This is a genomic window from Pseudogemmobacter sp. TB195 (assembly GCF_058313095.1).
In genome coordinates this window covers 42,275-67,286 of sequence record NZ_JBZEGG010000017.1, presented here as the reverse complement: position 1 = coordinate 67,286, position 25,012 = coordinate 42,275, and the positions used below count along the sequence as shown (strand labels likewise).

Below are 25,012 nucleotides of genomic sequence, written 5' to 3'. Positions count from 1 at the left end.
TCTCGCGCGCTACAAAGCACGGGTGAGGCAGAACAGACGGGCCGATATGTCGATTTGGGAATTCGCAAATCCGAGAAATTTCATGCGGCTTTCCGGGCGGATCCTGCCCTGGATCGCAGCACTTGCGGGCCTGTCTCTGGGGATCGGTCTGACCTGGGGTTTTTTCTTTACTCCTGACGACTACAAACAGGGCTCGACGGTCAAGATCCTCTTCATCCATGTGCCAGCGGCGATGATGGCGATCAATGCCTGGATCATGATGCTGGTCACCTCGCTGATCTGGGTGATCCGGCGCCACCATGTCTCGGCGCTGGCGGCGCGGGCGGCGGCCCCGGCGGGGCTTGTTTTCACGCTGATCGCCCTTGTCACCGGCGCGCTCTGGGGCCAGCCGATGTGGAACACCTGGTGGGAATGGGATCCGCGCCTGACCTCATTCCTGATCCTCTTCCTGTTTTACCTTGGCTATATCGCGCTCTGGTCGGCGATCGAAGATCCTGAAACCGCCGCTGATCTGACCGGCATTCTTTGCGTCGTTGGTTCGGTCTTTGCGGTGATGTCGCGCTACGCGGTCAAGTTCTGGAACCAGGGGTTGCATCAGGATTCGACCATCCTGAAAGTCGGCGAGAAAGACCCGCTGGATGTGGCCTATTACGTGCCCCTGGTGATCTGCCTCGTAGGATTCGTGTTGTTTTTCATACTGATCGTCCTCTTGCGGACCCGGATGCTGATCCGGGCGCGGCGGCTGATCGCGCTTGAGGCAAGGGAGAGGCTTGGATGATGCCGGATCTTGGAGACTACGCGGCAACGGTGCTGGGCGCCTGGGGGGCGACGCTTCTGGCCCTGGCCGGGCTGCTTGCGCTGACGCTTGTGCAATCCCGGCGGGTGGCGCGGGCACTGGCCGGGGCAGAAACACGGCTCGCGCAGGCAAAAGCTGCGGAGGCCAAAGCATGAAGGCGCTTTATCTGGTGCCGCCCCTGGCCTTTGCCTGTCTCGCCGCTGTCTTCTGGTTCGGGATGCAGCGCGACGGGCAGGGCGAGATCCCCTCGACCTTTATCGGGCGCGCGGCGCCGGTTCTGCCCGAGACATCCTTGCCCGGAACACCACTTCTGACGGCGGATGACCTCCGGAGGGGCGAGGTGACGGTGGTGAATTTCTGGGCCTCCTGGTGCCCGCCCTGCCGGGCCGAACATCCGGTTCTGAAGGCGATGGCGGCGGATGGGATCCGGGTCGCCGGCGTGAATATCATGGATAAAGAAGCCGATGCGGCCGGCTATCTTGAGAAAGACGGCAATCCGTTCTTTGCCATTGCCACCGATCCTGGTGGGCGCAACCGGGTGGAATGGGGCGTGTCCGCGCCGCCCGAGACCTTCATCATTGATGGAGATGGCACGGTTCTGTTCAAATTTACCGGTCCGCTGGTCGGCACCGATTACGAATCGCGCTTTGTCCCCGCCCTTGCTGCGGCGTTGAAATGAAGACTTTTATCTTTGCCTCAGCGTTTCTGACCTGCGGGGCGATGGCACAGGCAGAGACGATCCGGCCAGATACCAGCTTTTTCACCGGGGTCTATGAGCGGGTCGGGCGCAGTGGTGCCGAGGCTCCGGCGCTGATCGACGATCTCGTCCGGATCGCGCCGGTGAAGGGGACCTGGGCGCTTGATGTCGTCCCCTGTGCGACCGGGGCGGGCCATGATGCGCCGATACGCCTGAGCCCGTCGGACTATAATGAAGTGCCCAATTTGGTGGTGGGGAAAGCCGGTTCCTTCGGCCTCTGGTGTCAGTATTTCACCGATCACAGCAATTACCCGATCCTCACCTGCCAGTCCGAGACAGGCGCGCGGTTCACGCTCTGGCCGATTACGGATGAGCGTGTGACCGCCTGCAAGACAGCGGCGGGACAATCGCTGCCCTGAGACTAGGCGACGCGCAGGCGAGGCCACCCTGATGCGGGGCACCATGAGGCGAGCTAACGTGACGCAGGCGTGACGCAGGACAGGCCGCGTGAGAACCAGACCGGGCAGACGCTCAGTTCAGCAAAGACAGCGTCAGCATCCCGAACGGCATCAGCAGTTCGGCAAAGGGCAGCGCGGGCAGGGAGAGCCGCCTGCACGCCACGCATCGCGATGCGGGCGCATTCAGCCGGGCGGTTTTTGTAAGAAATGCGGCGCTTTCGGCCCGCCATATCTCGGATTGCGAGGGCAAGGGCGGGAACAGGGCGCGGGCCGGGATCCTGCGGTCACGCATGTCGAGGCGGGTGGAATGGCGAATGGAAAAGCCCTTCTGGCTGAACCTTTCCAGATTGCGCGATTCGGGTAAAAAGGAACTTAACCGGAACATATGGGCCGGATCGCTCCGGCCCATTTGCGATGCCGCTTTGTCATGCGCCCCTATCTGGCGCCCCGATCAGACACCCCGATCAGGCACCGGCAAGATTTCGCAGCACGTAATGCAGCACGCCGCCGTTTTCGACATATTCGACCTCAATTTCGGTATCGATGCGGCAGCGGATCTCGACGGTCCGCTCGCTTCCATCTGCTCTGCGGATCGTCATGGGGACCAGGCTCAGGGGTTTCAGCACGCCGGCTAGACCATGGATCGAGATTTCCTCGTCCCCCTTCAGGTTCAACGTTTTGCGGGTGTCTCCGCCGGTGAATTCAAAGGGGATGACCCCCATACCGACGAGGTTGGAGCGGTGGATGCGCTCGAAGCTTTCCGCGACGACCGCCTTGACCCCCAGCAGCGCCGTGCCCTTGGCCGCCCAGTCGCGCGACGACCCCGCGCCATATTCCACGCCGCCAAAGATCACCAGCGGCCTGCCCTGCGCCTGCCAGGCCATCGAGGCGTCAAAGATCGAGGTCTGCGCCCCGTCCGGCCCCAGTGTATAGCCGCCCTCGACGCCGCCATGCTCGTTGGACAGCATCTCGTTTTTGATGCGGATATTGGCGAAAGTGCCGCGCATCATCACTTCATGGTTGCCGCGACGCGAGCCATAGGAGTTGAAATCGCGTGGCGCCACCTGGCGTTCCAGCAGGTATTTTCCCGCCGGAGTCGTCGGTTTGAACGAGCCCGCCGGTGAAATATGGTCGGTTGTGATCATATCGCCGAGGATCGCCAGCACCCGCGCGCCCTCGATATCCGAAATCACGCCGGGGTCGCGCCCCATGCCCTGGAAATAGGGCGGGTTCTGAATATAGGTCGATCCGGGCGGCCAGTCATAGGTCTCGGCCCCGGTGACCTCCACCGCCTGCCAGCGGGTATCCCCTTTGAAAACATCGGCATATTTGGCCTGGAAAACCTCGCGCGTGACGACTTTGTCGACGATCTCACTGATTTCTTTCTGCGTGGGCCAGATGTCTTTCAGGAAGATGTTCTCGCCCCCGGGCGTCTGTCCGATCGGGTCGCGGGTCAGGTTGACGTTCAGATCGCCGGCAATCGCATAGGCGACCACCAGCGGTGGCGAGGCGAGGAAATTTGCCCGCACATCAGGGCTGATGCGGCCCTCAAAATTGCGGTTTCCCGACAGCACGGCCGTCGCCACCAGGTCGTTGTCACTGATCGCTTTCGAGATCGCCGGATCGCCCAAGGGCCCGGAATTCCCGATACAGGTGGTGCAGCCATAACCCACGAGGTTGAAGCCGAGCGCATCGAGATCGTCCTGCAACCCTGCGGCCTCAAGATATTCCCCCACCACCTGCGATCCGGGCGCGAGCGAGGTCTTGACCCAGGGTTTGCGGGTCAGCCCCAAAGCGCGGGCCTTGCGCGCTACCAGCCCCGCGCCGATCATCACATAGGGGTTCGAGGTATTGGTGCAGGAGGTGATCGCCGCAATCACCACCGAGCCATCGGTAAGGGTGTAATCCTTGCCCTCGACCGGCACGACCTTGCGCACGTCTTTCGGCGGAGCGGTTACGGCGCCGCCCTCATCACCCATATCCAGCGCATCCGGGCTGACATCAATGCCGCGGTAATCGGCCACGACCTTGTAGAAGCTGCGGGCCGATTCGGTCAGCGGCAGGTAATCCTGCGGCCGTTTCGGCCCCGAGATCGCCGGGACAATGCTGCCCATGTCGAGTTCCAGCGTGCTGGTATAGATCGGATCGTAATCGCGCCCGCGCCAGAAGCCGTTTGCTTTGGCATAGGCCTCGACCAGCGCGATGCGGGCCTCGTCGCGGCCGGTATTCCTCAGATAGCGCAGCGTTTCGTCATCAATGGGGAAGAAACCGCAGGTGGCGCCGTATTCTGGGGCCATATTCGCGATGGTGGCGCGGTCGGCAAGCGGCAGGTGATCTAGTCCTTCGCCGTAAAACTCGACGAATTTGTTCACCACGCCGTGTTTCCTCAGCATCGCCACGACCTTCAGCACCAGATCGGTCGCGGTGGTGCCTTCGACCATTTTCCCGGTCAGTCTGAAGCCAACCACTTCCGGGATCAGCATCGACACCGGCTGGCCCAGCATCGCGGCTTCGGCCTCGATCCCGCCGACGCCCCAGCCCAGAACGGCGAGGCCATTGACCATGGTGGTGTGGCTGTCGGTTCCGACCAGCGTGTCCGGGTAGGCCACCAGCTCGCCATTCTGGTCTGTGTCGGTCCAGATCGTCTGGGCCAGATATTCCAGATTGACCTGGTGACAGATGCCGGTGCCGGGCGGCACGACGCGGAAATTGTTGAACGCCTTCTGCCCCCATTTGAGGAAGGTATAGCGTTCCATATTGCGTTCATATTCCAGGTCGACATTCATCTGGAACGCGCGGGGATTGCCGAATTCGTCGATCATCACCGAATGGTCGATCACCAGATCAACGGGGTTCAGCGGGTTGATCTTTTGCGCGTCACCGCCCAGCCCGATGATCCCATCCCGCATCGCGGCCAGATCCACCACCGCCGGCACACCGGTGAAATCCTGCATCAGCACGCGGGCCGGGCGATAGGCGATCTCGATCGGATTGCGCCCGCCCTGGGCGCCCCAGGTCGAAAACGCGCGGATATCGTCGCTGGTGACGGTCTTGCCATCCTCAAAGCGCAGCATGTTCTCAAGCACCACTTTCAGCGACGCGGGCAGGCGCGAGAAATCCCCAAGCCCGGCCTCTTCCGCCGCCGGGATCGAGTAATAGCTGACGGTCTGGCCGCCCGCGCTCAGGGTTTTACGGGTTTTCTGGCTGTCATGTCCGACGGTGACGGTCATGTCTTCGCTCCTTGAAAAACTGGCGTGGCATCTTGCGGCTGCGGCGGGCGAGGCGGTGCCCGGGAATCTCAGAAGTTATGTATGCAGTCGTATACCGAATTTCCAGACCCCGGAGGCCGTGGTGGCGGACGCGGCGGCAAAGGGGCGAGAACGCCGGCGAAACTACACTGCGATTGCAGCATGGAGAGGGCGGCGAGGAAAGGGGGAAAGCGGTCCGGGGCGCGGAAGATTGCAGGCAATCGCAAAACCTTGATTGGCAGGCAGGGGGTCGGTTTCCTATACAGGGTTGAGTACAGGGACGGGCGGTGTCCGGGCAATGCTCCGATATCCGCTGACGCCAGCCGGGAAAGACATGAGATGCGACATTTGCTCAGCGCCGCCTGCGGCCTGGTTCTGACCTGCGCGCTTGCAGGTCCGGGCACCGCCGAAGACCTGGCAGAGAAGGCGGCGCCTCTGGCCGCCGGCGCCGGCCCGGTGGTGGTCGAGCTCTTTACCTCGCAAGGCTGTGTCTCCTGCCCGCCGGCGGATGAGTTTTTCGCAAGCCTCACCAAAGACAAGCGGGTGATCGCGCTCTCGCTGCATGTCGATTACTGGGATTACATCGGCTGGGAAGACAGTTTCGGCTCGGCGGCGTTCACCGAGCGCCAAAAGGAATATGCAAGGACCATCGGATCGCGCACGATCTATACGCCGCAATTCATCATCGGCGGTGTCGAGCGGATCGAGGGCTTTGACCCGGAAGCGACGCTGAAGGCTCTGGCCGATCACGTTGCCGCCAAAAGCCCGGTGACGCTGATGGTCACGCGTGACGGCGACAATCTGGTGATCCGCGCCAAAGCCGACCCGCCGCTGGAGGCCCCCGCCAGGGTCGGGCTTGCGCGCTACATGCCCGAGGCCACGGTTGATATCGAGCGCGGCGAAAACGCCGGCAAGATCGTGACCTACCGCAATATCGTGACCGAATGGGAGAGCCTTGGCGACTGGGCCGGGCAGGAGCCGCTGGAGGTCAGCATCCCGATCACCGGCGGCAATCCTGCGGTGGTGTTCATCCAGGATGTCAGCGGCAAAGGGGCGAAAGCGGCAGGGCCGGGGCGGATCTTTGCGGCTGCGGTGACCCCCTGAGACAGAACGGGCTCACGCTGTGTCTGCCGCTTGCCGCCAGACCACAGGACAGGTGTTTCCCGGCAGTCGTGTTTCCAGGCGAAGCCGTAAACATCCTGCAGGCTTTGCCATTGTCAGAAATCAGCTGAAACGGGTCGTCCCGCAGGTGATCGTCGCTTTGCAATCCGGCACGGTTTCGCCAGCCATCTCACCGCAGCAGGCGGCAGAGGGGCCACCTCATTCCGGTGCAGAAGTTTTTCACCAGGACCCAAAAGCGGCAGGAAAGAAGCACAGGCAGAAGCAGGCCCCGGGTCAGGTTTCGGCATCCGGCGAAGGCAGTCTGGCGCCGCCGTGTTTCCAGCGTTTATGGATCCAGAACCACTGGCCGGGATAGCGGCGCACCAGCGCCTCGAGGCTGTCATTGAGTGCCTGGGTCATGGTGACCGGGTCACTATGCGGGATCGGATCCTCCACGATGACCTGGAAGGACAGCCCGTCCTGCTGGCGCACCGCATAGACCGGCACGCAAAGCGCATCATATTTCAGCGCGAGTTCTGCTGCTGAAAGCGCGGTCTGCGCCTCATGGCCGAAGAAACCCAGAAGCGGCGCGCGGGTCATATGCTGGTCGATCAGCATCCCGAGCATGCCGCCCTGGCGCAGGAATTTCACCATCTGCCCCAGACCCTCGCGCCCGCGTGGGAAAAGCGGTGTGCCGATGGTGGAAATCGCCCTGAGGTAATGTTCGTTGAAATAGCGGTTCGACATATTCATGTAGAGCGCGCCGACCGGAAATCCGCGTGCGATCAGGGCGGCGCGGGTGGCATCATAATTGCCGAAATGCGCGGTGACGAGGATCACGGGGCGGTTCGCGCGGCGGGCTTCCTCCAGCGCGGTGACGCCTGCGCCGGTCAGCGGCAACCCGGCGGCGCGGGCGATGAACTCCTCGCCTGAATAGATCTCGATCAGGGTGCGGCCGACATTGTCGGGCACGTCGCGGACGATCTTCTCGACCTCGGCCTTTGGCAGATCCGGCATGACGAGGGCCAGATTGCTGCGGATCCGGCGGCGGTAGCCGGCCAGCGGTGCGATCACGCCCGAGACGATCTTGCCGCAAAGGGGCACCCTGATGCGGTAGGGCAGCCGCTTCAGGGCCCAGATCAGCGCCCGGAACAGCCGGTCCTGCAGCCAGTGGCGTGGATTTGCCTCTTGTTTCTCGCTCATTATGCAGCCCGTTTGCAATCCTGGATCAGCGCTTGTGCAGCCGCGTTTCCCGGTGCCAGACATAGAGACCGGCCCCCACGATCACAAGCGCGCCGGTCACCGTCCAGAAATCGGGATATTCCGAGAAGAAAAGCGCGCCCCAGAGCGTGGCGAAAACCACACCGATGTAAGTGAAGGGCGCCACGGTTCCAGCCTCGGCAATCGAGAGGGAGCGGATCATCAGCACCTGGCCCAGCGTGCCGATACAGCCGACAAAGACGAAAAGTGGCAGATCGGCAGCCGCGACCGGCACCCAGTTTGTGGGAAGAAAGAGGGTGAAGGCCAGCGTCCCGAAGATCCCGCCCCAGAGCATTGCCGTCCAGACCGGCTCATATTGGCCGATACGTCGGGTCAGGAGCGAATTGGCTGCGAAAGAGACGGCTGCGGCAAGTGGCATCAGCGCCCACCAGGTGAACACGCCGCCGCCGGGGCGCACGATGATCACCGCACCGACCAGCGCCACACAGATCGCAAGGATCCGCCTCGGCCCGAGCCTCTCTCCCAGAAACAGCGCGGCCCCGAGCGTGACAAGAACCGGGCTCGTGTCGGTGAGCGCGGTCGCTTCGGCGAGGCCGATGAAATTCAGCGAGGTGAAGAACAGCGCGGCCGTGGTAACCTGGAAAACAGCACGCAGCACATGAAGGCCGGGGTAGGAGGTGCGAGCCATGGCCAGCGTCCGCCCCCTCAGGATCAGCACCACGATCAGCACCTGACCGAGAAAACGTGCCCAGATCACCTGCGGCGCGGGATAGCGCTGCAACAGGCCCTTGGCGCTCGCATCGAGCAGGGTGAAAGCGAGGATTGCGAGGATCATCAGAAGGATGCCTCGCGCGGGGTTCTGCGCAGTTTGCATGATGCCAGCGACGCTACCTGGGTGCCGGGAAAGAGACAAGAGAGGATGGCTGGTCTGGAGCCAATGTGGATGGCTGGAATGCGGCTGGTTCAGACCAGGACCGTGACGGCCTGCCCATGCGAGCAGGGTGGGGGTGAGGAAAAAGTTTGTTTCCGCAAGTCAGCGTCAGGGGCCGGACAGTTCAGCGACACTGGTGACTGGATTGCGACGTGCGGGTCGCCTTTGGCACGGGCCGGCAGATTTTGCCCTTTTGCCTTCTGAAATCAAAGATCGGACCGGGAAGGCGAGGCGGGGGAGCAGAAAATTCCCGATGGGCCTGCGCCATCTGCACAGGGTCAGGCCGGAGATGCAGAAAATGGGGCATGGGCTGCGCTGATTTCCAGGTAACCGGGGCGGTACAATTGAGGCACCTCCGCCCGGCCGGGAGGCGTGCGCAGACCGCAGTCGCTGTCGGCCAGAAGACCCGCATGCGAATGCCCAAGGCGTGTGATGGGCACCGGAGATCGGCTGTATCTGCGCAATAAGAGGCAAGGCTGAGTGAGGTGCAGGAGGCTTGCGACGCGGCCATGCCAGCGCTGCCGGCGTGGAGAAACGCAAAGCCGGGGTCATCCGTCACGGCGGCAATGGGTCGGGGAACAGGCGAATGGGGTGAGATGTGATCCGGCGCCTCCAACAGAGGCTCTTTGCGGAAAGCATCGGGCTGTTACCGATGGGGTTTGCGCCCGGGGCCCGGCCTGCCATGCCAGTGGCTGCGCCGGACGATCTGGTTAAGGCCGCGTGAGAGCCGGACGCTCTCACGCGGCGCTGGCCGTTTTGCAGCCGCTATGCGGGTGCAAAACGGCCGTCCGGTCGTTCCGCGCCGCGAAGGGGACGTGCCCGCAGCGGAGCCCCCGGATCTTTTGTGGCGGAGATTTCTGGCCGGGGATGCGGCCAGAGAGGCCTTAGGCCAGAGACGGGCTTTGCCAGAAAGGCGCTTTGGGCGCTGGTGGGTCATTCTTCCTCTTCCGGCAGCAACATGACCAGCTCGCCCTGGGCCTCCAGGCTGCGCGCGGCGGCGACGATTGCGCTCATCGCGGTCTCGCCGTCCCTGTCCTTGATCTTCGGCGCCTGTTCGACCTCGTCACGGATGTTTTGCGCCATGCGCTGCGAGATACAGGCGAGGATGAATTCGCCGGCGGCCTCCAGCGGTGGTTTGCCTTTGCTATAAGCGATGGCGGTGACCAGCGTAGCCTGATCGACCAGCCGCACGACTTTCGGAATGTCGCGGCCAGTGACGCGGCCGGGGAAATGCGCGAAGGTGAAGATGGCGCGGCGCACCTCTTCGGCAAAACCGGCATCCGCGTCTTCCAGACCTTTCAGCACATCTTCGCGCACCTGGGCGGGCGAGACATTGAGGATCGCCCCCACCCGTTCAACCGGGCCACGGTCAAAGGCCTTTTGCGGCTGCGCGTCGATCTGGCCGAGAATGGCTATGCCGATCCGGCGCACGGTATCGGGGTCGGTATTGGCGGTTTGCGAGACGGCAAAGGCAATGCGGCGCGCGCGTTCGCCGGGGAGTTTGCCCAGAAATTCTGCCGCCTTTTGCACCGGCATTTTCGACAGGATCACGGCTGCGACCTCGATCGCTTCATTTTCGAGCACCGGAACCAGCCGCTCGGGGGGCAGCGCACCCAGCCGTTCCCAGGGATCACCGCGCGCGCCCACCCCCACTTTGCGGCGCAGCCGGCTCGCGGTGGATTGCGAAATATGGCCATCCATCGCGTTCAGCGCCCCTTCCAGCCCGCCGGGAAAGGCGAGGCCGACCGAATCCAGCTCGGTCATGAATTCCGAGATGACCTGGTCCAGCGTTTCGCGGTCGACCAGCCGCATCTGGCCCATCTGTTCGGCCAATGCGGTCTGAAGATGGTCCGGCAGCTGCGCAATCGGCAGCTCGGCCCCCTGCGCCAGCATATAGCGCACCACCACGGCGGCCTTTTCGCGCGCGCTGAGCATCCGGCGCACCCCGTTTCCCTGCGCGCTGTAGTGACCACCCGCACCCGGACTCTGGGCCGGAGTTATCCGTGCCAGCTGAACCCCATGGGACATCTCCTGCCTCTCAACCTGATCTCTGGCCGATCCTCGCAAAGTGCGGTTAACCGGAGATTGCCAGCCGAGGGTGTTTTCACAAGAAATGCGGCCTGAACTGCCGGGCCGCATAAAAACTGCCCGCGACAGCCCTGCCGCGGGCAATTTCAGCGGGGCTTTGCGCCCGTCAGCTTGCGGGCTGGATCACGCAAGAGGCACTTGCCTCATCCCAGACCGCGCCGGGCCTACAAAGGGACGCCGTTGTGTCTTTCGGTTTCATACAATCGCGCGCCGAGGCGAGGCCCGGCATCAGCATCAGGGGAAGCAGGGCGATCAGTGCGGCCCCGCGCAGAGGTCTCGTCATCTTAAATCCTCCTGTGTTCCGCCGCCGGAGGGACGACGCCCGCAGGATGCCATGAAAAACCCCCCGCCCGCAGGGAAATTGCGGACGGGGGGCATGATCGGCCTCAGAATCGCGACAGCTGCGCCGTGTCAGGGCTTATTCGCCGAAAACGCGGGCAAAAATCGTATCGACATGTTTGGTATGGTAGCCAAGGTCGAATTTCTCCTCGATCTCGGCGGGGGAGAGCGCTTTGGTCACTTCCGCATCGCCGAGCAGTTCGGTTTTGAAATCCGCGCCCTGTTCCCAGACCTTCATCGCGTTGCGCTGCACCAGACGGTAGCTGTCTTCGCGCGACACACCGGCCTGGGTCAGGGCAAGCAAAACGCGCTGCGACATCACAAGCCCTTTGAACTTGTTCATGTTTTTCAGCATGTTTTCCGGGTAGATCACCAGTTTTTCGATCACACCCGCCAGCCGGTTCAGCGCGAAATCCAGCGTCACGGTGCTGTCAGGGCCAATCGCGCGTTCGACCGAAGAATGCGAAATGTCGCGCTCATGCCAGAGCGCCACGTTTTCCATCGCCGGGATCACCGACATCCGCACGAGGCGCGCGAGGCCGGTCAGGTTTTCGGTCAGGACCGGGTTCCTCTTATGCGGCATCGCCGAGGAGCCCTTTTGCCCGGGCGAGAAAAACTCTTCCGCCTCAAGCACTTCGGTCCGCTGCATATGGCGGATCTCGATCGCGATGTTTTCAATCGACGAGGCGATCACGCCCAGCACCGCGAAATACATCGCATGGCGGTCGCGCGGGATCACCTGCGTCGAGACCGGCTCCGGCTCCAGCCCAAGCTTCTCGCAGACATATTCCTCGACGCGCGGGTCGATATTGGCGAATGTGCCGACTGCACCCGAAATCGCACCGGTGCGGATCTCGTCTTTCGCGGCTTTCAGACGCGCCAGGTTGCGGTCCATCTCGGCGTAAAACCGCGCGAACGTCAGGCCCATCGTGGTCGGCTCGGCATGGATGCCATGGCTGCGGCCGATGCGGACCGTGTCCTTGTGTTCAAAGGCACGGGTTTTCAGCGCGGCCAGAACCCGTTCGACGCCCGCGATCAGGATGTCAGAGGCGCGCACCAGCTGGATGTTCAGCGTGGTGTCGAGCACATCGGATGAGGTCATGCCCTGATGGACAAAGCGCGCCTCATCGGCGCCGATGATCTCGGCCAGATGGGTGAGGAAGGCGATCACGTCATGTTTGGTGACGGCTTCGATCTCGTCGATCCGGGCCACGTCAAAGGCCACATCCTTTGCCTTCCAGACGGCGCCCGCATTCTCGCGCGGGATCACGCCGAGATCGGCCTGGGCGTCGCAGGCATGGGCCTCGATCTCGTACCAGATGCGGAATTTGGTCTCGGGCGACCAGATGGCGACCATTTCGGGGCGGGAATAACGCGGGATCATCACGGACCTCTGACTGGCGGCTTGACTGGCCTTCCCTTAAAGAGCGGTCGGGGCAGGTGCAAGCAATCGCAGGAACAGATGCGCAGAAATGGCGCATAGAAATGGCAGGTCGAAATGGCAGGACGGATGTGGAAAGCCGGGGCGCTGGTGTTGAGCCTTGCGGCCGGTATGGCGCATGCGGCGGCGGACTGGGCCACAGTGCCGGATGACCGGGTCGAGACGGTGCTGGCCGCGCGGACCATTGGTTTTGCGGATGGCGTGACCTGGGGGTTCTTTGCCGATGGCCGTGTCCTCTCGGGGGATACATGGGGGCGGTGGAGTCTCGGCGACGAGACAGTCTGCCTGTTATGGCCCGGGGCCGAGGCCATTTGCTACCGGCTTGACGAAAAGGGCATCGACCTGCGGTTTACCCCGGTTTCTGGCGGTGCGGCGCGGGTGGGGCGCTATATCGATCTCTGACGCGCCCTCGCGGCGGGCAGCGTTCGTGGTGTGATTGTCGCAGCACTGGCGCTGATTAACGTGGTGGCTTTCAGCGATTCCTTAACCTTCGCGCTCCAGTCTCCGGGGAAATACCCCATGGCGACAGAAGGAGCCTGAGATGAGACTGCTGCTGCGACCGGAGGATCGGAGCGACCGACAAGACCGTAAAACCTCTCCGCGCGGCCAGGTCTTTGCTTCGGGGGGCATTCATCGCGCCATGTCGCAACTGGCGCCGGGGCGGGGTGGATCCCCCCTGGCCGACGCCGGCCCGAAGACACTGCTCGAGGCAGATCTGCCGCAGATGCCCGCGACGCCCTGGCGGGTGCCCGGCTTCGCCCGGCCCGCACGGCTGAGCCGCAGTGACTGGCTGATCCGGGCGTTTGCGTTGCTCGCGCGATCCGGGCATCCTGCGCTGAACTTACCGGTTCTCTGTGATTTTCCGGGCGCATCGCGGGCCGGGTTTTACGGGTTCTTCCCCGATCTGGCGGCCTATCGCTTTGAGGTGATTGCCCTGTGGGAGCGGACCTCGCAACAGCCGGTTCTGTCTCTCCCCCCGGCTGAGACGGGCGCGCCCCGGCTGGCTTTGGCGCGCCTGCTGGAACTGGCGGATGAGGCCATGGCCCCCCCCTCCGCCGGAACCAAAGACGGTGACCCCGATACACCTTGTGCCGTATTGATCGAACGCGCGATTCGCGACTGGGCGCGGTGTGATGTCATGGTGGCGGCGGCGCTTGCGCGCGTTGATGGCTGGCGGCTCGCGCAGGTGCAGGATCTGCTGGTCAGGGCAGGCCTGTCACAGCGCCGCGCGGCAGAACGGGCGGCGGTTTTCTACGCGGCCCGGCTTGGCTTTGACCGGCTGCGCGACAGCACCGATATCCTCGCGGCGGCGCCGATGCGGGCGCTGGCACTGGCCATTCTCGGCGGTCGCGACATGGGCGGGGTGATGCCGATATGCGAAACGCCCCCGGTGTGGCATTCGGAGATGGTGGCCGGGTAGTGTGCGCAAACTGATCCGGGTGTTGCTCGCTTTCGGACGGTAAGCCGGTCCGGCACGAACTGCCTGTAAGACCCGGAACAATGCCATGATTGTGCCAGTTTCAGGTCTTTTTCCAGGCGCATTCCTGCCGCCTGACTGATTTTTTCCGGATCTTGCCGCCTGACATTCCTGGCAGGAGGGGCCCTGGGCAGGGAACCGTCCGGGGCAATAAGTGATGCAAGGGCCGGGGCCGCTGGTGCGGTTTCGCGAGTTATGTGAGCGACGGATTTAAAGATGATGAAAAGTGACAGTGATGAGTCTCGTCCGGCAATCTGGGCCGAGGGCAGTCAGAAGCCCCCGTTTGAGCCGCGCGCTTTTGCCCGTGTCGCGCTGAAGATCGGGCGCGAAACCGTGTCCGGCATCCTTGCGCGCTGTGGCAGCAATGCCAAAGACATCGGCGGCGATCTGCGCGCCGGAAGACTGCGCATCCCTGAGGAGCGGCTCGGCCATACCGGGCGCTTTCTGCCTTCGGCATCCAGCACTGGGCGCGCGGTTCTGGGCGGGGCCGGAATTTTGCGCCGTGCGTCAGAGCTTACCCGGCCCAATGCTAATGTCAGCGTGCCGAAAGATATCGACGCCGCGTATCGCGATCTGTTTCGGGGGCGAGTCGCACCCGCCAGCGCCGCGCCATCGGCGCAGAACACAGCGCTCAGCGCAGGTCAGGCCGCCTCCACGGCCGGTCAGCCCGATCCTGCCGGGGGGCTGACCGACCCGTATGAGCTCGCCGCGATCCGGGATAAGCTGCGTAATCCGCAGCAAGGGGCGGAGGAGACCGCAAGAAAACCGGGCGGCAGTGACGAGGCTTTGGCACAGCCACATCGGGCAATGGCCAGGAGCCTCACTCTGACCCAAAGGCTGCGCCATGCGGCCGGGGAAGGGGCTGCGCGTATTCTTGGTTACTGGATGATCGCTTTTGCGATTCCCTATGGTGCGATCCGTGCCGGGCTTGCCCATTTCAGGGGCGAAGACCTGCGCGAGACACGCGGCAGCGGCGAATAATCCGCAGACTTTGCGGGCGGGGCGAGGGGCCCGTCCGCCGACACCGGAGCTTCAGGTGCCGGGCCCGCGTGTTTCTTGCCATTTCAAGAGGCAGATCCGGGCCTGAGCCTGACGCTGGTCAATGCACCGCCGCCAGCAAGGCCGCATGTTCATCGGCCGTCACCGTATCTGACCGGACCAGCCAGGTGTGAATCGCGAAGACCACCGCCCTGGTGACCGGCAGCCGGATCAGCGCCTGTTTCTCGCAGCGGATATAGCGATGCTCTTGTGGCCGCGGTCGCGGCTGGCTTTCGGGGCGCGGCTGATGCAGCTCCGGATCGTCATAGGTCAGGTAATTCATCCGCCAGAGCGGCTGCTCCGGCCGGATCGCATCAAAGAGCCGCTGCACCCCACGGGCAAGGCGCTCATCATAGGGCTCGACCGGCTCATGGATGCGCAAAAGAGAACGGCCGATCTTTTGCGAGAGCGTCCAGCCCGCCGGGAAACACAAAAGCGCGCCGGTCAGGCGATGGCTGTCCTCGCCGGTCTCTAAGATGCAGAGATCCTCCTGCACCAGCCGCCCGAGCGTCAGCAGCGGCTGCTCAGGATCGGGGCGGATCGTGCCGCCATCGGGGCGTGTGATCACGGCACCGTCCTGCGCAAAGCGGTAGCCGGGATCACGGCCAAGCCGCGCCAGCACCATGTCATAAAGCTCGCGCGCGGCTGGTTCTGCCTCGGGCAAAAGCGCGTGGACACGGTCGGGGATATCAGAGATCAGCGCGTCGCGTCGCGCCATCTGGCCGGCGAAAGCCTCGTCGCGGGCGATCCAGCTGTCATCGGTGAGGGGCTGGATGCCGGGCAGGCGGCTGCTGCGCGGATCCATCCAGGGCAAAAAGGGCAGGCGGGTCTGCAGGATGGCGGGATCGGCTGTCACTGGCGCGTCGGTCTCAAAGGGGCATCGCCGGAGACCCTAATCCGGCTGGCCGCGCCAGGGCAAGGCCAGAGCAAAGTCAGAGCCGGACCAGCAACCGGCATGGCCCCCGGCCAAAGAAAAAGGCCGCCCCCCGAAGGAGCGGCCCGTTTTAACCACTGACCGGAAGATCAGAGCTCGTCCAGAGCTTCGACCGCCTTTTGCAGGTCGTCTTTCGAGACGTCCTTCTCGGTCACTTTCGCGAGGCCGACGATGTGATCGACAACCTTGTCTTCGAAGATCGGCGCGCGCAGCTGCTGCTGGATCTGCGGGTTCTTCTGCACGAATTCGAAATAGGCGCGCTCCTGGCCCGGATACTGACGGGCGGTCTGGATCACGGCCTGGGTCATTTCGGCATCGGACACGGTGACCTCAGCCTTGCGGCCGATTTCGGCGAGCAGCAGACCCAGACGCACGCGGCGCTCGGCGAGCTTCTTATGCTCGTCGGTCGCTTCGATATTGCCGTGGTTATGGCCATGCTCTTCCGGGTGCTCTTCATGCCAGAGCTGATGCGCGATCTGGCTGGCTTCCGCCTCGACCAGTTTCGACGGCAGCTCGAACGACACGAGACCATCCAGCTGGTCCAGCAGCGCACGTTTCAGAACGGCGCGCGAGGCACCTTTATATTCGGCTTCGAGGCGCTCACCGATCTGGGTTTTCAGACCTGCAAGATCTTCAGCGCCGAATTTCTTCGCCAGCTCATCATCGATCTCGGCGGCTTTCGGCGCCTTGACCTCATGCACGGTGCATTTGAAGAGGGCTTCTTTGCCTGCGAGATGGGCTGCGCCATATTCGGCCGGGAAGGTCACTTTGACCTCAACCTCGTCACCGGCTTTGGCACCGGTCAGCTGATCCTCGAAACCGGGGATGAAGCTGTTCGAGCCCAGAACCAGCGGATAGCCTTCGCCCTTGCCGCCTTCGAACGCTTCGCCATCGACGAAACCCTCAAAATCGATCACGACCTGGTCGCCCTCTTTGGCTTTCGAGCCTTTCTTGCGGGCTTCGAAATCTTTCGCATTGTCGGCGAGGTTCTTCAGCGCTTCGTCCACATCGGATTCGGCGGCCTTCACGACCAGCTTTTCCAGTGCGACTTTCGCGGTGTCGAGTTCCGGGATCTCCGGCAGGGTCTCATAGGCGACCTCTACCACGACGTCCTTATCGGGGGACCAGCTTTCGCCATCCGCCATCTTGACTTCGGGCTGCAGCGCGGGGCGGTCGCCGGTTGCCTCGAAATGGTCCTTCATGGCACCATCGACAGCATCCTGCATGGCTTCGCCCATCAGGCGGTCGCCAAATTGCTTGCGCAGAATCGCCAGCGGCACTTTGCCCTTGCGGAAGCCTTTGATTTCAATGTCGGGCTGCGCTTCGAGCAGCTTTTCCTGCACTTTCGCATCCAGCTCTGCTGCGGTCACCGTGATGGTATAGCCGCGCTTCAGGCCGTCTTTCAGGGTCTCGGTGACCTGCATCTGTTTACCTTCCCAATCCTCAAATGGTGCGGGTGGAGGGACTTGAACCCCCACGCCGTAAGGCGCCGGAACCTAAATCCGGTGCGTCTGCCAATTCCGCCACACCCGCATCGCTCATGTTCTTCCAGGATAACGAAACGGGGACCAGACCCTGATGTGACAGGCCGGCCCCCGCATATGCCCGGAAAATCCGCGCCCTTCTAGCAAAGGCCCGATTGGGATGCGAGCGGAAAATCATCGCGACAAGACTGCGGGAAAACGGACATTCCGGCCACAAAACCGGTGCATCGGCGGGCAAAAGCCTGGAAATAAGCGCAGCCCTGACCAATTCCTGCCATAGTTCGGCGCGAAACTGGGTCACATAGCGCGAAGATCAGGGATTGAGACCATGATGATCGAAAGCCTTCTCAGCGTCGAAACCGACCTTCCGGCTGTCGAAGTCACCGCGGCGTCCGGTCTTACGGTTGGAACCACCGTTCTCACTCTTGACGGCGATCTGCCTGTCCAGTTTCTTGCGCCGGGCGACCGTGTCGTCACCAGATCGGGCGTAAGGGTTCTGAAATCAATCAAAGTTTCGGTGATGCGCGATGCCGGTATGATCCGCGTCAGCGCCTCGGCGCTTGGTCATGACCGCCCGGAAGCTGATTGCTTCCTTGCGCCGGGCCAGAAGATCATATTGCGCGACTGGCGCGCCCGGGCTCTCTATGGTCAGGACGTTGCCATGATCGAGGCGCAGCGTCTGTGTGACGGCGATTACATCCGCTCTGAGACCGTGTCGGAAATCCGCCTTTTCACGCTGACCTTTGATGACGATGAAGTCATCTATGCAAATGGCATGGAACTGCTTTGCACCGGCGCCAAAATAACCGCCTGATCTCTCCTCCTGGTTCGTAAGCGCGGGTGTGCGACCGGTCGCGCTTTGCCATGTTACCCTGACACAAACAGGCCCGCCGGAGGCGTCCCGAAGGCAGCCAGAGGCTCCCTCCACCGCTCTGTCGCGCGGAGAACCTTTGGCAGCGCCTCGGGCAGATCTTCCGCGATCAGCCCCGGGCCGAAGCTGCGCGCTGCTTCGACATGTAGCCAAGGGCCGAGACAGGCGGCCTCAAAAGGCCTGATCCCGCGCGCCAGAAGTCCGGTGATGATCCCGGCCAACACATCCCCCGATCCCGCTGTCGCGAGCCAGGGCGCCTCCCGCCCATAGGCGGCGGAATTGATGTCTGCACCGCCATCCGGTGCGGCGATCACGGTGTCGTGACCCTTCAGCAAGACGATACAACCCGACTGCCGTGCCGCCGCGCGCGCCGCGTCAATCCGGGAGAAAACCGGCCCCGCGCCGGGCGGCGTCGCCAGTTGCGCCGCGATTTCGGGGAAAAGGCGGCTGAATTCGCCGCCATGCGGTGTCAGGACCGTCTTTTCATGCAGGCGCGCAAAGAGATCCGGATCGGCGGCCAGCAGCGACAGCGCATCCGCGTCCAGCACCGCCGGCCTCCCGGCGTCCAGCACCGCCCGCACCAGATCGGCCTCTCGCGGACCTGTCCCAAGCGCTGGCCCGATGCAAAGCGCGTTGATCCGCTTGTCCTCCAGCAAGGCGGTCAGCACTGCCGCATCCCTGACAGGTGACAGCATGATCGCATCAAGTCGCGCCGCATTTTCGGCCATTGCCTCCGGAGGGCTTGCCAAAGTCACCAGCCCTGCACCGATCCGAAGGGCGCTGCGGGCCGAGAGCCGCGCGGCGCCACTGCGCCCGGCGGCCCCGCCTGCGACCAGCGCATGGCCATGGCTGAATTTATGGCCGCCGGTATCATACCAGCCCTTGTCGAGCCTGCTTTTCTTTCCTGAAAATCCCGGACGCAGTTCACGACCATCTACGATCCAGGTCACGTCCGTAAGATCAAGGCGGGGCCGGGGGCGTTCGCGATTTATACGGCGAAAAAGCCTGGAAGGCGCCTCCGGATCCAGCCCGATATCGGAGCAAAGCAGCCTGCCGCAATGGGATGGGCCCTCGGCGAGAAAATGGCCGCATTTGAAAAAGCCGAAGGTGACGGTCAGATCGACCTCATACAGACTGCCGAAGGCCTTGCCACTGTCAGCGCAAAGCCCTGAGGGAAGATCGACCGCGACCGAGAGCCCCTCTGCAAGCGCCACCGCCTCGCCAAGCTTTTCCAGCGCCGCGAGCATCGGCCCCTGAGCCGGGCGCGAGACGCCGGTCCCCAGCAGGGCATCCACCACCAGATCGGGCCGGATATCCCAGGGATCGCAGGCGGCAGGGTCCTGGACCGGGCCGAGTTGCAGCCAGAGATCGTGGTTGGTGCGCGCATCCGCTGGCATCCGCGCCGGATCGCCGGTCAGATAAACATCAACCTTCCAGCCCTGATCATGCAGCAGGCGCGCGATGACAAACCCGTCGCCGCCATTATTGCCCGGGCCGCAGAAGATCATGGCGCGTCCAGGCAAGGTTTGATCCGGGGCCCGGGCGGCGAGAACCGCGTCAACCACTGCCTGACCGGCGCGCTCCATCAGTTCCAGCCCGGTGACCGCACCCGAGGCAATGGCGTCATTTTCAACCGCCCGCATCTGCGCCGAGGTCAGAACTATGCTCATTTTTTGCCTGTTTGCTGCATGGGCGTTCCAATGTCGCCTGTTTTTGTGACTGTGTGATTAAATATTGTGCATGTCGCGCGAATTTCCGCCCGGCTTGAACGCTTGCCGGGCCATCGCGATTGCCCGTCTGATGTGGAAATGGTCGATGGTCAGAGACAGGAACGGAGGAGTCGGCGGATGAAGAAGGTTGAGGCGATCATCAAGCCCTTCAAACTTGATGAGGTCAAGGAAGCCCTGCAGGAAGCCGGAATCCAGGGGCTCTCGGTCACCGAGGTCAAGGGATTCGGGCGTCAGAAGGGGCATACCGAGCTGTATCGCGGGGCCGAATATGTCGTCGACTTCCTGCCCAAGGTGAAGATCGAAGTGATCCTGGCGGATGACATGGTCGAAGCGGCCGTCGAGGCCATCGTTTCGGCTGCGCGCACCGACAAAATCGGCGACGGCAAGATCTTTGTCTCTCCGGTCGAGCAGGCGATCCGCATCCGGACCGGCGAAACCGGCGATGATGCGATCTGATCCGGCGATCTGATCCTACAAATTTCCGAATACGGGCAGGCGCAGATGGCGCAGACCCGGCGAGTGTTAACCCTGAACGAAAGGCAGTCAGATGAGCGCGGTTGCGAAGGCTCTCAAACTGATCAAGGACGAGGAAGTCGAATATGTCGACGTCCGCTTCACCGACCCGAAAGGCAAGCTCCAGCATGTCACGCTGGTTGTTGATCTGATTGATGAAGACTGGTTCGAAGAAGGTTTCATGTTCGACGGCTCGTCGATCGCGGGCTGGAAGTCGATTGATCAGTCCGATATGAAACTGATCCCGGATCCGACCTCGATCTATCTCGATCCCTTCTATGCCGAGAAAACGCTTGCGGTGCATTGCAACGTGGTCGAGCCCGACACCAATGAGGCCTATGACCGTTGCCCGCGTCAGACCGCGACCAAGGCAGAGGCCTATCTGAAAGCCACCGGGATTGGCGATACGGCGTTCTTTGGCCCGGAAGCTGAATTCTTCATCTTCGACGACGTGCGCTATTCGATCACGCCGCAGAAGGTCTCGTTCCAGATCGACGCCGAAGCGGCTGCCTGGAATACCGATGCCGAAATCGAAGGCGGCAACCTCGCCCATCGCGCTGGCCATAAGGGCGGCTACTTCCCGGTGAACCCGGTGGATGAGGCCCAGGACCTGCGCGGCGAGATGCTCTCGACCATGAAGCGCATGGGGATGAAGGTCGACAAGCACCACCACGAGGTCGCCACCTGCCAGCACGAGCTGGGGATGATCTTCGGGGGTCTGGTCGAACAGGCCGACAACATGCAGAAATACAAGTATGTGATCCACAATGTGGCGCATGCTTACGGCAAGACCGTGACCTTCATGCCCAAGCCCATGAAGGGCGATAACGGCTCGGGGATGCATGTGAACATGTCGATCTGGAAGAACGGCAAGCCGCTGTTCGCAGGCGATAAATATGCTGACCTGTCACAGGAAGCCCTGTGGTTCATCGGCGGCATCCTGAAGCATGCGAAAGCGCTGAACGCGCTGACCAACCCCTCGACCAACAGCTACAAGCGTCTGATCCCGGGCTTTGAAGCGCCGGTTCTGCGGGCCTATTCGGCGCGCAACCGCTCGGGTTGCGTTCGTATTCCGTGGACGGAATCGCCGAAGGCAAAGCGCGTCGAAGCGCGGTTCCCCGATCCGGTCGCGAACCCCTATCTGGCGTTTGCAGCGCTGCTGATGGCTGGCCTTGATGGCATCAGGAACAAGATCGATCCGGGCCCGGCATCGGATAAAGACCTCTATGACCTGCCGCCCGAAGAACTGGCAGCGATCCCGACCGTTTGCGGCTCGCTTCGTGAGGCTCTGGAAGAGCTGGAAAAGGATATGGACTTCCTGGTCGCAGGCGATGTGTTCACCAAAGACCAGCTGCAATCCTATATCGCCCTGAAATGGGAAGAGGTTTATGCCTATGAGCATACGCCGCACCCGATCGAGTATGCGATGTATTATTCCTGCTGATCCGCAGGGAAAGATCGGAAAGGGCGGCCCGATGGGCCGCCCTTTTTCGTTTCAGTGCGCGGTCATTTCGGTGACGATCTCTGCCCCGCTGAGCGCGGCGGGGTAATAGGTCGGCCAGTTGGTCAGTTCCTGCAGCAAAGCCGCGCGGTCATCGCCGAAATAAAGATGGAAATGCCCGGATTTTTCGGGCGCGATGATATGGTCGCTGAACTGGATGAAGCCTGGCGCGCGTGCGTCGCCGGCGGTCTTTCTGAAGATGAAGCGAACGCCGCGATTGCCCTTTTCATAGGTCAGGATCTCATAACCATCCGCAGCATAGGTGCCGGTCGCCGTACCGTCAGCGGTTTTGAAGGTGATCTGGTCGCCGGTGATGGTGATGCGGTCGGTTTCGGTGGCATAGCCAGTCTCGTAATAGGCTTTGTAGTCGGCCGCAGATTTGTCGCCATGCGCGGCCTTTTCGGCCATAACGGGGTCGAGCGTGCCGTCTTTCAACAGCGGCCAGACCGATTGCCAGTCACCTTCCCAATCGGAAAGCGCGCGGTTGCCGATCTGGCTGTCTTCGAAATATCCCTTGTAGATCTGGCTCTTCGCCGCGTCATGGCTGTGGGAATGGCCATGCGAGTGGTCATGGTCTTTCTTTGCAGTATCGGCCATGGCAAGCGAGAGCGAGGCGGTGAAGGCGAGCGCGCCGAGGAGCAGCGGGCGGTGAAGGAAGGCGGCCATGGACTTTATCCCCTGGATCGGGCGGAAGATCCCGCGATTCGTTATGTGATACTATAACTATTTATGACTACCGAGCCGCGCAGGGCGGGGCAAGAGAAACCTGCCGGCCGGGGCAGGGATCCGCCGCAGGGATCCGCCAATGAAAAAGGCCGCGCCCGGTGGGGCGCGGCCTTACCGATCCGGAGCGGCGGATCTGATTATTCGTCGTCCGACGCGGCAGAGCCCATGTCGTCGAACAGCTCGGAGATCTCGAATTCCGCCTGGGCTTCCGCCTCGGCTGCGAGTTCCTGGACCGACTTGCCCGAAGCCTGCAGCGCAGCTTCTTCGACCGAACGGGCCACGTTCACCGAAACGCTGACCGAGACTTCCGGATGCAGCACGACGGTGATCGGGTGGATGCCGAGATACTTGATCGGCTGATCCTGTGCGACCTGGCCACGGCCGATGGTGAAGCCCGCAGCGGTAGCCGCTTCGGATACGTCACGACCGGTGACCGAACCGTAAAGCGCGCCCGATTCGGAGGCCGAACGGATCACGATGAAGGTCTGACCGTCGATCTTTGCAGCGGCGGCTTCGGCTTCTTTTTTGGTCTCGAGGTTGTCAGCTTCGAGCTGCGACTTGCGCGCCTCGAACCCTTTGATGTTGGCCTCATTGGCGCGCAGCGCCTTGCCTTGCGGCAGGAGGTAGTTGCGGGCATAGCCCGGCTTGACGTTGACGACTTCGCCCATCTGGCCGAGTTTCGCCACGCGCTGGAGCAGGATCACTTGCATGGTTCGGTGCTCCTCACTTCACGGCATAGGGGAGAAGCGCGAGGAAACGTGCGCGCTTGATGGCCCGTGCCAGTTCGCGCTGTTTCTTCGCCGAGACGGCGGTGATGCGCGACGGAACGATCTTGCCGCGCTCGGAAACGTAGCGCTGCAGGAGACGGGTGTCTTTGTAGTCGATTGCCGGAGCATTGTCGCCCGAGAAGGGGCAAACCTTGCGGCGGCGGAAAAACGGTTTATTCGCCATGGTTTATGGACCTTTCTTCAGGCGTTGATCAGCGACGCTCGCGGCGTTCGTAACCGCCACGGTCGCCGCCTTCGCGGTCGCCACGGCCTTCACGCTCGTCACGTTTCTGCATCTGAACCGAGGGGCCGTCGGTGTGCTTATCGACCTTGATGGTCAGGATACGCATCACGTCGTCATGCAGACGCATCAGACGTTCCATTTCCTGCACTGCAGCCGCCGGAGCATCCGACTTCAGCAGGGTGAAATGGCCCTTGCGGTTCTTGTTGATCTTATAGGCCATCGTTTTGACGCCCCAGTACTCGTGCTCGACGACTTTGCCGCCGTTATCTGCGAGAACCGTGGAGAAATGTTCGATGAGGCCTTCGGCCTGCGCGTTGGAGAGATCCTGGCGCGCGATGAAGACATGCTCGTAAAGCGGCATGAGGCTTCCTTGCTGACAGGGCGGCTTCATAGGACGGGCAAAGACCTTTCCGGGCCCGTCCACGAGAGGCTACGCCGGTTCATGGGTATTCGGAAAGGATGGGGCCTTATACAGGGAAAGCGGAGGGGCGCAAGGAAGAAGGGGGCGGAGGGGACAATGGCAAAAGCCCGCCGTTCACGGAAGGTCTGGCGGGATTGTGACTGTTCACAGGTGCAGGGATGCTGTTCGCTCCTGCCGGATTGTGCGTCTGCAGCATGACCGGCACTCTCGCGACATCTTAAGTCCATTCATGGAGACTGGTATGAACCGCCCGCTTTCTTTCGCTCTTGCCGCCGCCCTGGCTGCTTTCACCGCCCCCGCTTTCGCAGAGGCTGTGAAATACAATGTCGATCCGGGGCACAGCCAGATCGTTTTCAGCTATAATCACCTTGGCTTCTCGACCAATTACGGCATGTTCTCGGGTTTTGAGGGCCTGGTGAATTTCGATGCGGATGCACCGGCGGACTCGTCGGTGGAAGTGTCCTTCCCGGTTTCGACCCTGATTACCGGCTTCCAGGCGCGCTATGATCACTTCATGACCGCAGATTTCTTCAATGCCGAAGTGAATAAGGACGTGACCTTCAAATCGACCTCGATCGAGGTGACCGGTGAGAAGACCGCGAAGATCACCGGAGATCTGACGCTGAACGGTGTGACGAAAGCGGTGGTGCTGGACACCGTGCTGAACCAGGCCGGCGAGCATCCGATGGAGAAAAAGCCGTGGATCGGCCTGACCGCAACCACCACGCTGATCCGGTCTGAATTCGGGCTGGGCATGGTCGCGCCCTTCGTCAGCGACGAAGTGCCGGTGACGATCAACCTCGAGGCCGGCAAGGCCGACTGACCGGTTTCGACGCCGGAAGATCTGAGGCCGTCCGGAGAGATCCGGGCGGCCTTTTTCTTTGGCGGGCCGGGGATGCCTCCGGCGGGAGTATTTTTTTCAGGAGGAAGGTGCGGCTTGTGTGTTTTGCGGAAGCTGGGGGGCGCACGAAAACGCGCGCCCGTGG

Annotated in this window: 26 protein-coding genes and 1 tRNA gene; 12 read left to right on the top strand and 15 right to left on the bottom strand. The window is 62.4% G+C overall.

Translation table 11 applies throughout. The features are described 5' to 3' along the window. The first annotated feature begins 46 nt into the window (after window positions 1-46). Genes AC4FS3_RS17545 through AC4FS3_RS17530 form a run of 4 tightly spaced genes read left to right on the top strand, consistent with a single transcriptional unit; the run spans window position 47 to window position 1,912 of the window. Window positions 47-778 (top strand): heme ABC transporter permease, encoded by a 732-nt coding sequence (locus tag AC4FS3_RS17545; protein ID WP_283177538.1) that lies wholly within the window; start codon window positions 47-49, stop codon window positions 776-778. Next, window positions 775-951, top strand: coding sequence for a heme exporter protein CcmD (gene ccmD / locus AC4FS3_RS17540; RefSeq protein ID WP_491021609.1), 177 nt, complete (start codon window positions 775-777; stop codon window positions 949-951). The genes AC4FS3_RS17545 and ccmD overlap by 4 nt, the downstream gene beginning before the upstream one ends. Continuing rightward, window positions 948-1,475 (top strand): DsbE family thiol:disulfide interchange protein, encoded by a 528-nt coding sequence (locus tag AC4FS3_RS17535; RefSeq protein WP_491021608.1) that lies wholly within the window; start codon window positions 948-950, stop codon window positions 1,473-1,475. The genes ccmD and AC4FS3_RS17535 overlap by 4 nt, the downstream gene beginning before the upstream one ends. Beyond that, a complete protein-coding gene (locus tag AC4FS3_RS17530; protein ID WP_491021607.1) occupies window positions 1,472-1,912 on the top strand; it encodes a hypothetical protein in 441 nt (146 codons plus the stop codon). The genes AC4FS3_RS17535 and AC4FS3_RS17530 overlap by 4 nt, the downstream gene beginning before the upstream one ends. Before the next feature lie 112 nt (window positions 1,913-2,024). Here AC4FS3_RS17530 and AC4FS3_RS17525 read toward each other — a convergent pair whose 3' ends face one another. Continuing rightward, window positions 2,025-2,360, bottom strand: a complete 336-nt coding sequence (locus AC4FS3_RS17525; RefSeq protein ID WP_491021606.1) for a hypothetical protein — start codon at window positions 2,358-2,360, stop codon at window positions 2,025-2,027. Between the two features lie 55 nt (window positions 2,361-2,415). Next, entirely contained in the window at window positions 2,416-5,181 is a 2,766-nt protein-coding gene (acnA, locus tag AC4FS3_RS17520) for an aconitate hydratase AcnA (RefSeq protein ID WP_491021605.1), read from the bottom strand. 357 nt (window positions 5,182-5,538) lie between these two features. On the opposite strand from acnA, the gene AC4FS3_RS17515 reads away from it, so the two are divergent. After that, the gene (locus tag AC4FS3_RS17515; protein ID WP_491021604.1) at window positions 5,539-6,303 is read left to right on the top strand and encodes a DUF1223 domain-containing protein; all 765 of its coding nucleotides are present in this window, start codon (window positions 5,539-5,541) and stop codon (window positions 6,301-6,303) included. 291 nt (window positions 6,304-6,594) lie between these two features. Here AC4FS3_RS17515 and AC4FS3_RS17510 read toward each other — a convergent pair whose 3' ends face one another. From AC4FS3_RS17510 to purB, 5 genes are all read right to left on the bottom strand, one after another. Next, window positions 6,595-7,503 (bottom strand): lysophospholipid acyltransferase family protein, encoded by a 909-nt coding sequence (locus AC4FS3_RS17510; protein WP_491021603.1) that lies wholly within the window; start codon window positions 7,501-7,503, stop codon window positions 6,595-6,597. A 25-nt stretch (window positions 7,504-7,528) separates the two neighbouring features. Beyond that, on the bottom strand, window positions 7,529-8,395 hold the full coding sequence (locus tag AC4FS3_RS17505) for a DMT family transporter (protein WP_491021602.1): 867 nt from the start codon (window positions 8,393-8,395) through the stop codon (window positions 7,529-7,531). Between the two features lie 990 nt (window positions 8,396-9,385). Next, the gene (locus tag AC4FS3_RS17500) at window positions 9,386-10,480 is read right to left on the bottom strand and encodes a flagellar motor switch protein FliG (protein ID WP_491021601.1); all 1,095 of its coding nucleotides are present in this window, start codon (window positions 10,478-10,480) and stop codon (window positions 9,386-9,388) included. Between the two features lie 166 nt (window positions 10,481-10,646). Continuing rightward, window positions 10,647-10,823: a hypothetical protein gene (locus AC4FS3_RS17495; RefSeq protein WP_491021600.1), complete on the bottom strand. Its 177-nt coding sequence runs from the start codon at window positions 10,821-10,823 to the stop codon at window positions 10,647-10,649. A 135-nt stretch (window positions 10,824-10,958) separates the two neighbouring features. Then, a complete protein-coding gene (gene purB / locus AC4FS3_RS17490; protein ID WP_491021599.1) occupies window positions 10,959-12,263 on the bottom strand; it encodes an adenylosuccinate lyase in 1,305 nt (434 codons plus the stop codon). A 114-nt stretch (window positions 12,264-12,377) separates the two neighbouring features. Here purB and AC4FS3_RS17485 point away from each other — a divergent pair, with 114 nt between their 5' ends. From AC4FS3_RS17485 to AC4FS3_RS17475, 3 genes are all read left to right on the top strand, one after another. Further along, window positions 12,378-12,722 (top strand): hypothetical protein, encoded by a 345-nt coding sequence (locus AC4FS3_RS17485; RefSeq protein WP_283177548.1) that lies wholly within the window; start codon window positions 12,378-12,380, stop codon window positions 12,720-12,722. Between the two features lie 139 nt (window positions 12,723-12,861). Beyond that, window positions 12,862-13,740 carry a hypothetical protein gene (locus AC4FS3_RS17480; RefSeq protein WP_491021598.1) on the top strand — a complete coding sequence of 293 codons (879 nt, stop codon included), beginning with the start codon at window positions 12,862-12,864 and terminating at the stop codon, window positions 13,738-13,740. A gap of 273 nt (window positions 13,741-14,013) precedes the next feature. Then, window positions 14,014-14,778, top strand: a complete 765-nt coding sequence (locus tag AC4FS3_RS17475) for a hypothetical protein (protein WP_491021597.1) — start codon at window positions 14,014-14,016, stop codon at window positions 14,776-14,778. Between the two features lie 118 nt (window positions 14,779-14,896). Here the strand turns inward: AC4FS3_RS17475 and AC4FS3_RS17470 are convergent, their stop codons facing one another. The 3 genes from AC4FS3_RS17470 to AC4FS3_RS17460 all read right to left on the bottom strand — a co-directional run bounded on the left by AC4FS3_RS17470 (window position 14,897) and on the right by AC4FS3_RS17460 (window position 17,302). Beyond that, window positions 14,897-15,691 (bottom strand): heme-dependent oxidative N-demethylase family protein, encoded by a 795-nt coding sequence (locus tag AC4FS3_RS17470; RefSeq protein WP_283177552.1) that lies wholly within the window; start codon window positions 15,689-15,691, stop codon window positions 14,897-14,899. Window positions 15,692-15,858: 167 nt separating this feature from the next. Then, on the bottom strand, window positions 15,859-17,193 hold the full coding sequence (gene tig / locus AC4FS3_RS17465) for a trigger factor (RefSeq protein WP_491021596.1): 1,335 nt from the start codon (window positions 17,191-17,193) through the stop codon (window positions 15,859-15,861). 24 nt (window positions 17,194-17,217) lie between these two features. After that, window positions 17,218-17,302, bottom strand: a tRNA-Leu gene (locus AC4FS3_RS17460). Window positions 17,303-17,584: 282 nt separating this feature from the next. Between AC4FS3_RS17460 and AC4FS3_RS17455 the strand changes: the two genes are divergently transcribed. Then, window positions 17,585-18,067 carry a Hint domain-containing protein gene (locus tag AC4FS3_RS17455; RefSeq protein WP_491021595.1) on the top strand — a complete coding sequence of 161 codons (483 nt, stop codon included), beginning with the start codon at window positions 17,585-17,587 and terminating at the stop codon, window positions 18,065-18,067. Between the two features lie 53 nt (window positions 18,068-18,120). Here AC4FS3_RS17455 and AC4FS3_RS17450 read toward each other — a convergent pair whose 3' ends face one another. Continuing rightward, window positions 18,121-19,794 (bottom strand): NAD(P)H-hydrate dehydratase, encoded by a 1,674-nt coding sequence (locus AC4FS3_RS17450; RefSeq protein WP_491021594.1) that lies wholly within the window; start codon window positions 19,792-19,794, stop codon window positions 18,121-18,123. A 177-nt stretch (window positions 19,795-19,971) separates the two neighbouring features. On the opposite strand from AC4FS3_RS17450, the gene AC4FS3_RS17445 reads away from it, so the two are divergent. Then, a complete protein-coding gene (locus AC4FS3_RS17445; RefSeq protein WP_092896596.1) occupies window positions 19,972-20,310 on the top strand; it encodes a P-II family nitrogen regulator in 339 nt (112 codons plus the stop codon). A gap of 91 nt (window positions 20,311-20,401) precedes the next feature. Next, window positions 20,402-21,811, top strand: a complete 1,410-nt coding sequence (glnA, locus tag AC4FS3_RS17440) for a type I glutamate--ammonia ligase (protein ID WP_092896598.1) — start codon at window positions 20,402-20,404, stop codon at window positions 21,809-21,811. Window positions 21,812-21,862: 51 nt separating this feature from the next. Here glnA and AC4FS3_RS17435 read toward each other — a convergent pair whose 3' ends face one another. From AC4FS3_RS17435 to rpsF, 4 genes are all read right to left on the bottom strand, one after another. Then, window positions 21,863-22,534 (bottom strand): ZinT family metal-binding protein, encoded by a 672-nt coding sequence (locus AC4FS3_RS17435; RefSeq protein WP_491021593.1) that lies wholly within the window; start codon window positions 22,532-22,534, stop codon window positions 21,863-21,865. A 197-nt stretch (window positions 22,535-22,731) separates the two neighbouring features. After that, window positions 22,732-23,304: a 50S ribosomal protein L9 gene (rplI, locus tag AC4FS3_RS17430; RefSeq protein WP_283177556.1), complete on the bottom strand. Its 573-nt coding sequence runs from the start codon at window positions 23,302-23,304 to the stop codon at window positions 22,732-22,734. Window positions 23,305-23,317: 13 nt separating this feature from the next. Then, window positions 23,318-23,545 carry a 30S ribosomal protein S18 gene (rpsR, locus tag AC4FS3_RS17425; protein WP_022704737.1) on the bottom strand — a complete coding sequence of 76 codons (228 nt, stop codon included), beginning with the start codon at window positions 23,543-23,545 and terminating at the stop codon, window positions 23,318-23,320. A 28-nt stretch (window positions 23,546-23,573) separates the two neighbouring features. Beyond that, window positions 23,574-23,966: a 30S ribosomal protein S6 gene (gene rpsF, locus AC4FS3_RS17420; RefSeq protein ID WP_092896604.1), complete on the bottom strand. Its 393-nt coding sequence runs from the start codon at window positions 23,964-23,966 to the stop codon at window positions 23,574-23,576. A gap of 301 nt (window positions 23,967-24,267) precedes the next feature. Here rpsF and AC4FS3_RS17415 point away from each other — a divergent pair, with 301 nt between their 5' ends. Continuing rightward, entirely contained in the window at window positions 24,268-24,849 is a 582-nt protein-coding gene (locus tag AC4FS3_RS17415; protein ID WP_491021592.1) for a YceI family protein, read from the top strand. Window positions 24,850-25,012: the final 163 nt, after the last annotated feature.

What these genes read in the sequence shown, in the direction of transcription:
- AC4FS3_RS17545 (WP_283177538.1), top strand. Translation starts at nt 47, where the DNA reads ATGTCGATTTGGGAATTCGCAAATCCGAGAAATTTCATGCGGCTTTCC.
- ccmD (WP_491021609.1), top strand. Translation starts at nt 775, where the DNA reads ATGATGCCGGATCTTGGAGACTACGCGGCAACGGTGCTGGGCGCCTGG.
- AC4FS3_RS17535 (WP_491021608.1), top strand. Translation starts at nt 948, where the DNA reads ATGAAGGCGCTTTATCTGGTGCCGCCCCTGGCCTTTGCCTGTCTCGCC.
- AC4FS3_RS17530 (WP_491021607.1), top strand. Translation starts at nt 1,472, where the DNA reads ATGAAGACTTTTATCTTTGCCTCAGCGTTTCTGACCTGCGGGGCGATG.
- AC4FS3_RS17525 (WP_491021606.1), bottom strand. Translation starts at nt 2,360, where the DNA reads ATGGGCCGGAGCGATCCGGCCCATATGTTCCGGTTAAGTTCCTTTTTA.
- acnA (WP_491021605.1), bottom strand. Translation starts at nt 5,181, where the DNA reads ATGACCGTCACCGTCGGACATGACAGCCAGAAAACCCGTAAAACCCTG.
- AC4FS3_RS17515 (WP_491021604.1), top strand. Translation starts at nt 5,539, where the DNA reads ATGCGACATTTGCTCAGCGCCGCCTGCGGCCTGGTTCTGACCTGCGCG.
- AC4FS3_RS17510 (WP_491021603.1), bottom strand. Translation starts at nt 7,503, where the DNA reads ATGAGCGAGAAACAAGAGGCAAATCCACGCCACTGGCTGCAGGACCGG.
- AC4FS3_RS17505 (WP_491021602.1), bottom strand. Translation starts at nt 8,395, where the DNA reads ATGCAAACTGCGCAGAACCCCGCGCGAGGCATCCTTCTGATGATCCTC.
- AC4FS3_RS17500 (WP_491021601.1), bottom strand. Translation starts at nt 10,480, where the DNA reads ATGTCCCATGGGGTTCAGCTGGCACGGATAACTCCGGCCCAGAGTCCG.
- AC4FS3_RS17495 (WP_491021600.1), bottom strand. Translation starts at nt 10,823, where the DNA reads ATGACGAGACCTCTGCGCGGGGCCGCACTGATCGCCCTGCTTCCCCTG.
- purB (WP_491021599.1), bottom strand. Translation starts at nt 12,263, where the DNA reads ATGATCCCGCGTTATTCCCGCCCCGAAATGGTCGCCATCTGGTCGCCC.
- AC4FS3_RS17485 (WP_283177548.1), top strand. Translation starts at nt 12,378, where the DNA reads ATGGCAGGACGGATGTGGAAAGCCGGGGCGCTGGTGTTGAGCCTTGCG.
- AC4FS3_RS17480 (WP_491021598.1), top strand. Translation starts at nt 12,862, where the DNA reads ATGAGACTGCTGCTGCGACCGGAGGATCGGAGCGACCGACAAGACCGT.
- AC4FS3_RS17475 (WP_491021597.1), top strand. Translation starts at nt 14,014, where the DNA reads ATGATGAAAAGTGACAGTGATGAGTCTCGTCCGGCAATCTGGGCCGAG.
- tig (WP_491021596.1), bottom strand. Translation starts at nt 17,193, where the DNA reads ATGCAGGTCACCGAGACCCTGAAAGACGGCCTGAAGCGCGGCTATACC.
- AC4FS3_RS17455 (WP_491021595.1), top strand. Translation starts at nt 17,585, where the DNA reads ATGATCGAAAGCCTTCTCAGCGTCGAAACCGACCTTCCGGCTGTCGAA.
- AC4FS3_RS17450 (WP_491021594.1), bottom strand. Translation starts at nt 19,794, where the DNA reads ATGAGCATAGTTCTGACCTCGGCGCAGATGCGGGCGGTTGAAAATGAC.
- AC4FS3_RS17445 (WP_092896596.1), top strand. Translation starts at nt 19,972, where the DNA reads ATGAAGAAGGTTGAGGCGATCATCAAGCCCTTCAAACTTGATGAGGTC.
- glnA (WP_092896598.1), top strand. Translation starts at nt 20,402, where the DNA reads ATGAGCGCGGTTGCGAAGGCTCTCAAACTGATCAAGGACGAGGAAGTC.
- AC4FS3_RS17435 (WP_491021593.1), bottom strand. Translation starts at nt 22,534, where the DNA reads ATGGCCGCCTTCCTTCACCGCCCGCTGCTCCTCGGCGCGCTCGCCTTC.
- rplI (WP_283177556.1), bottom strand. Translation starts at nt 23,304, where the DNA reads ATGCAAGTGATCCTGCTCCAGCGCGTGGCGAAACTCGGCCAGATGGGC.
- rpsR (WP_022704737.1), bottom strand. Translation starts at nt 23,545, where the DNA reads ATGGCGAATAAACCGTTTTTCCGCCGCCGCAAGGTTTGCCCCTTCTCG.
- rpsF (WP_092896604.1), bottom strand. Translation starts at nt 23,966, where the DNA reads ATGCCGCTTTACGAGCATGTCTTCATCGCGCGCCAGGATCTCTCCAAC.
- AC4FS3_RS17415 (WP_491021592.1), top strand. Translation starts at nt 24,268, where the DNA reads ATGAACCGCCCGCTTTCTTTCGCTCTTGCCGCCGCCCTGGCTGCTTTC.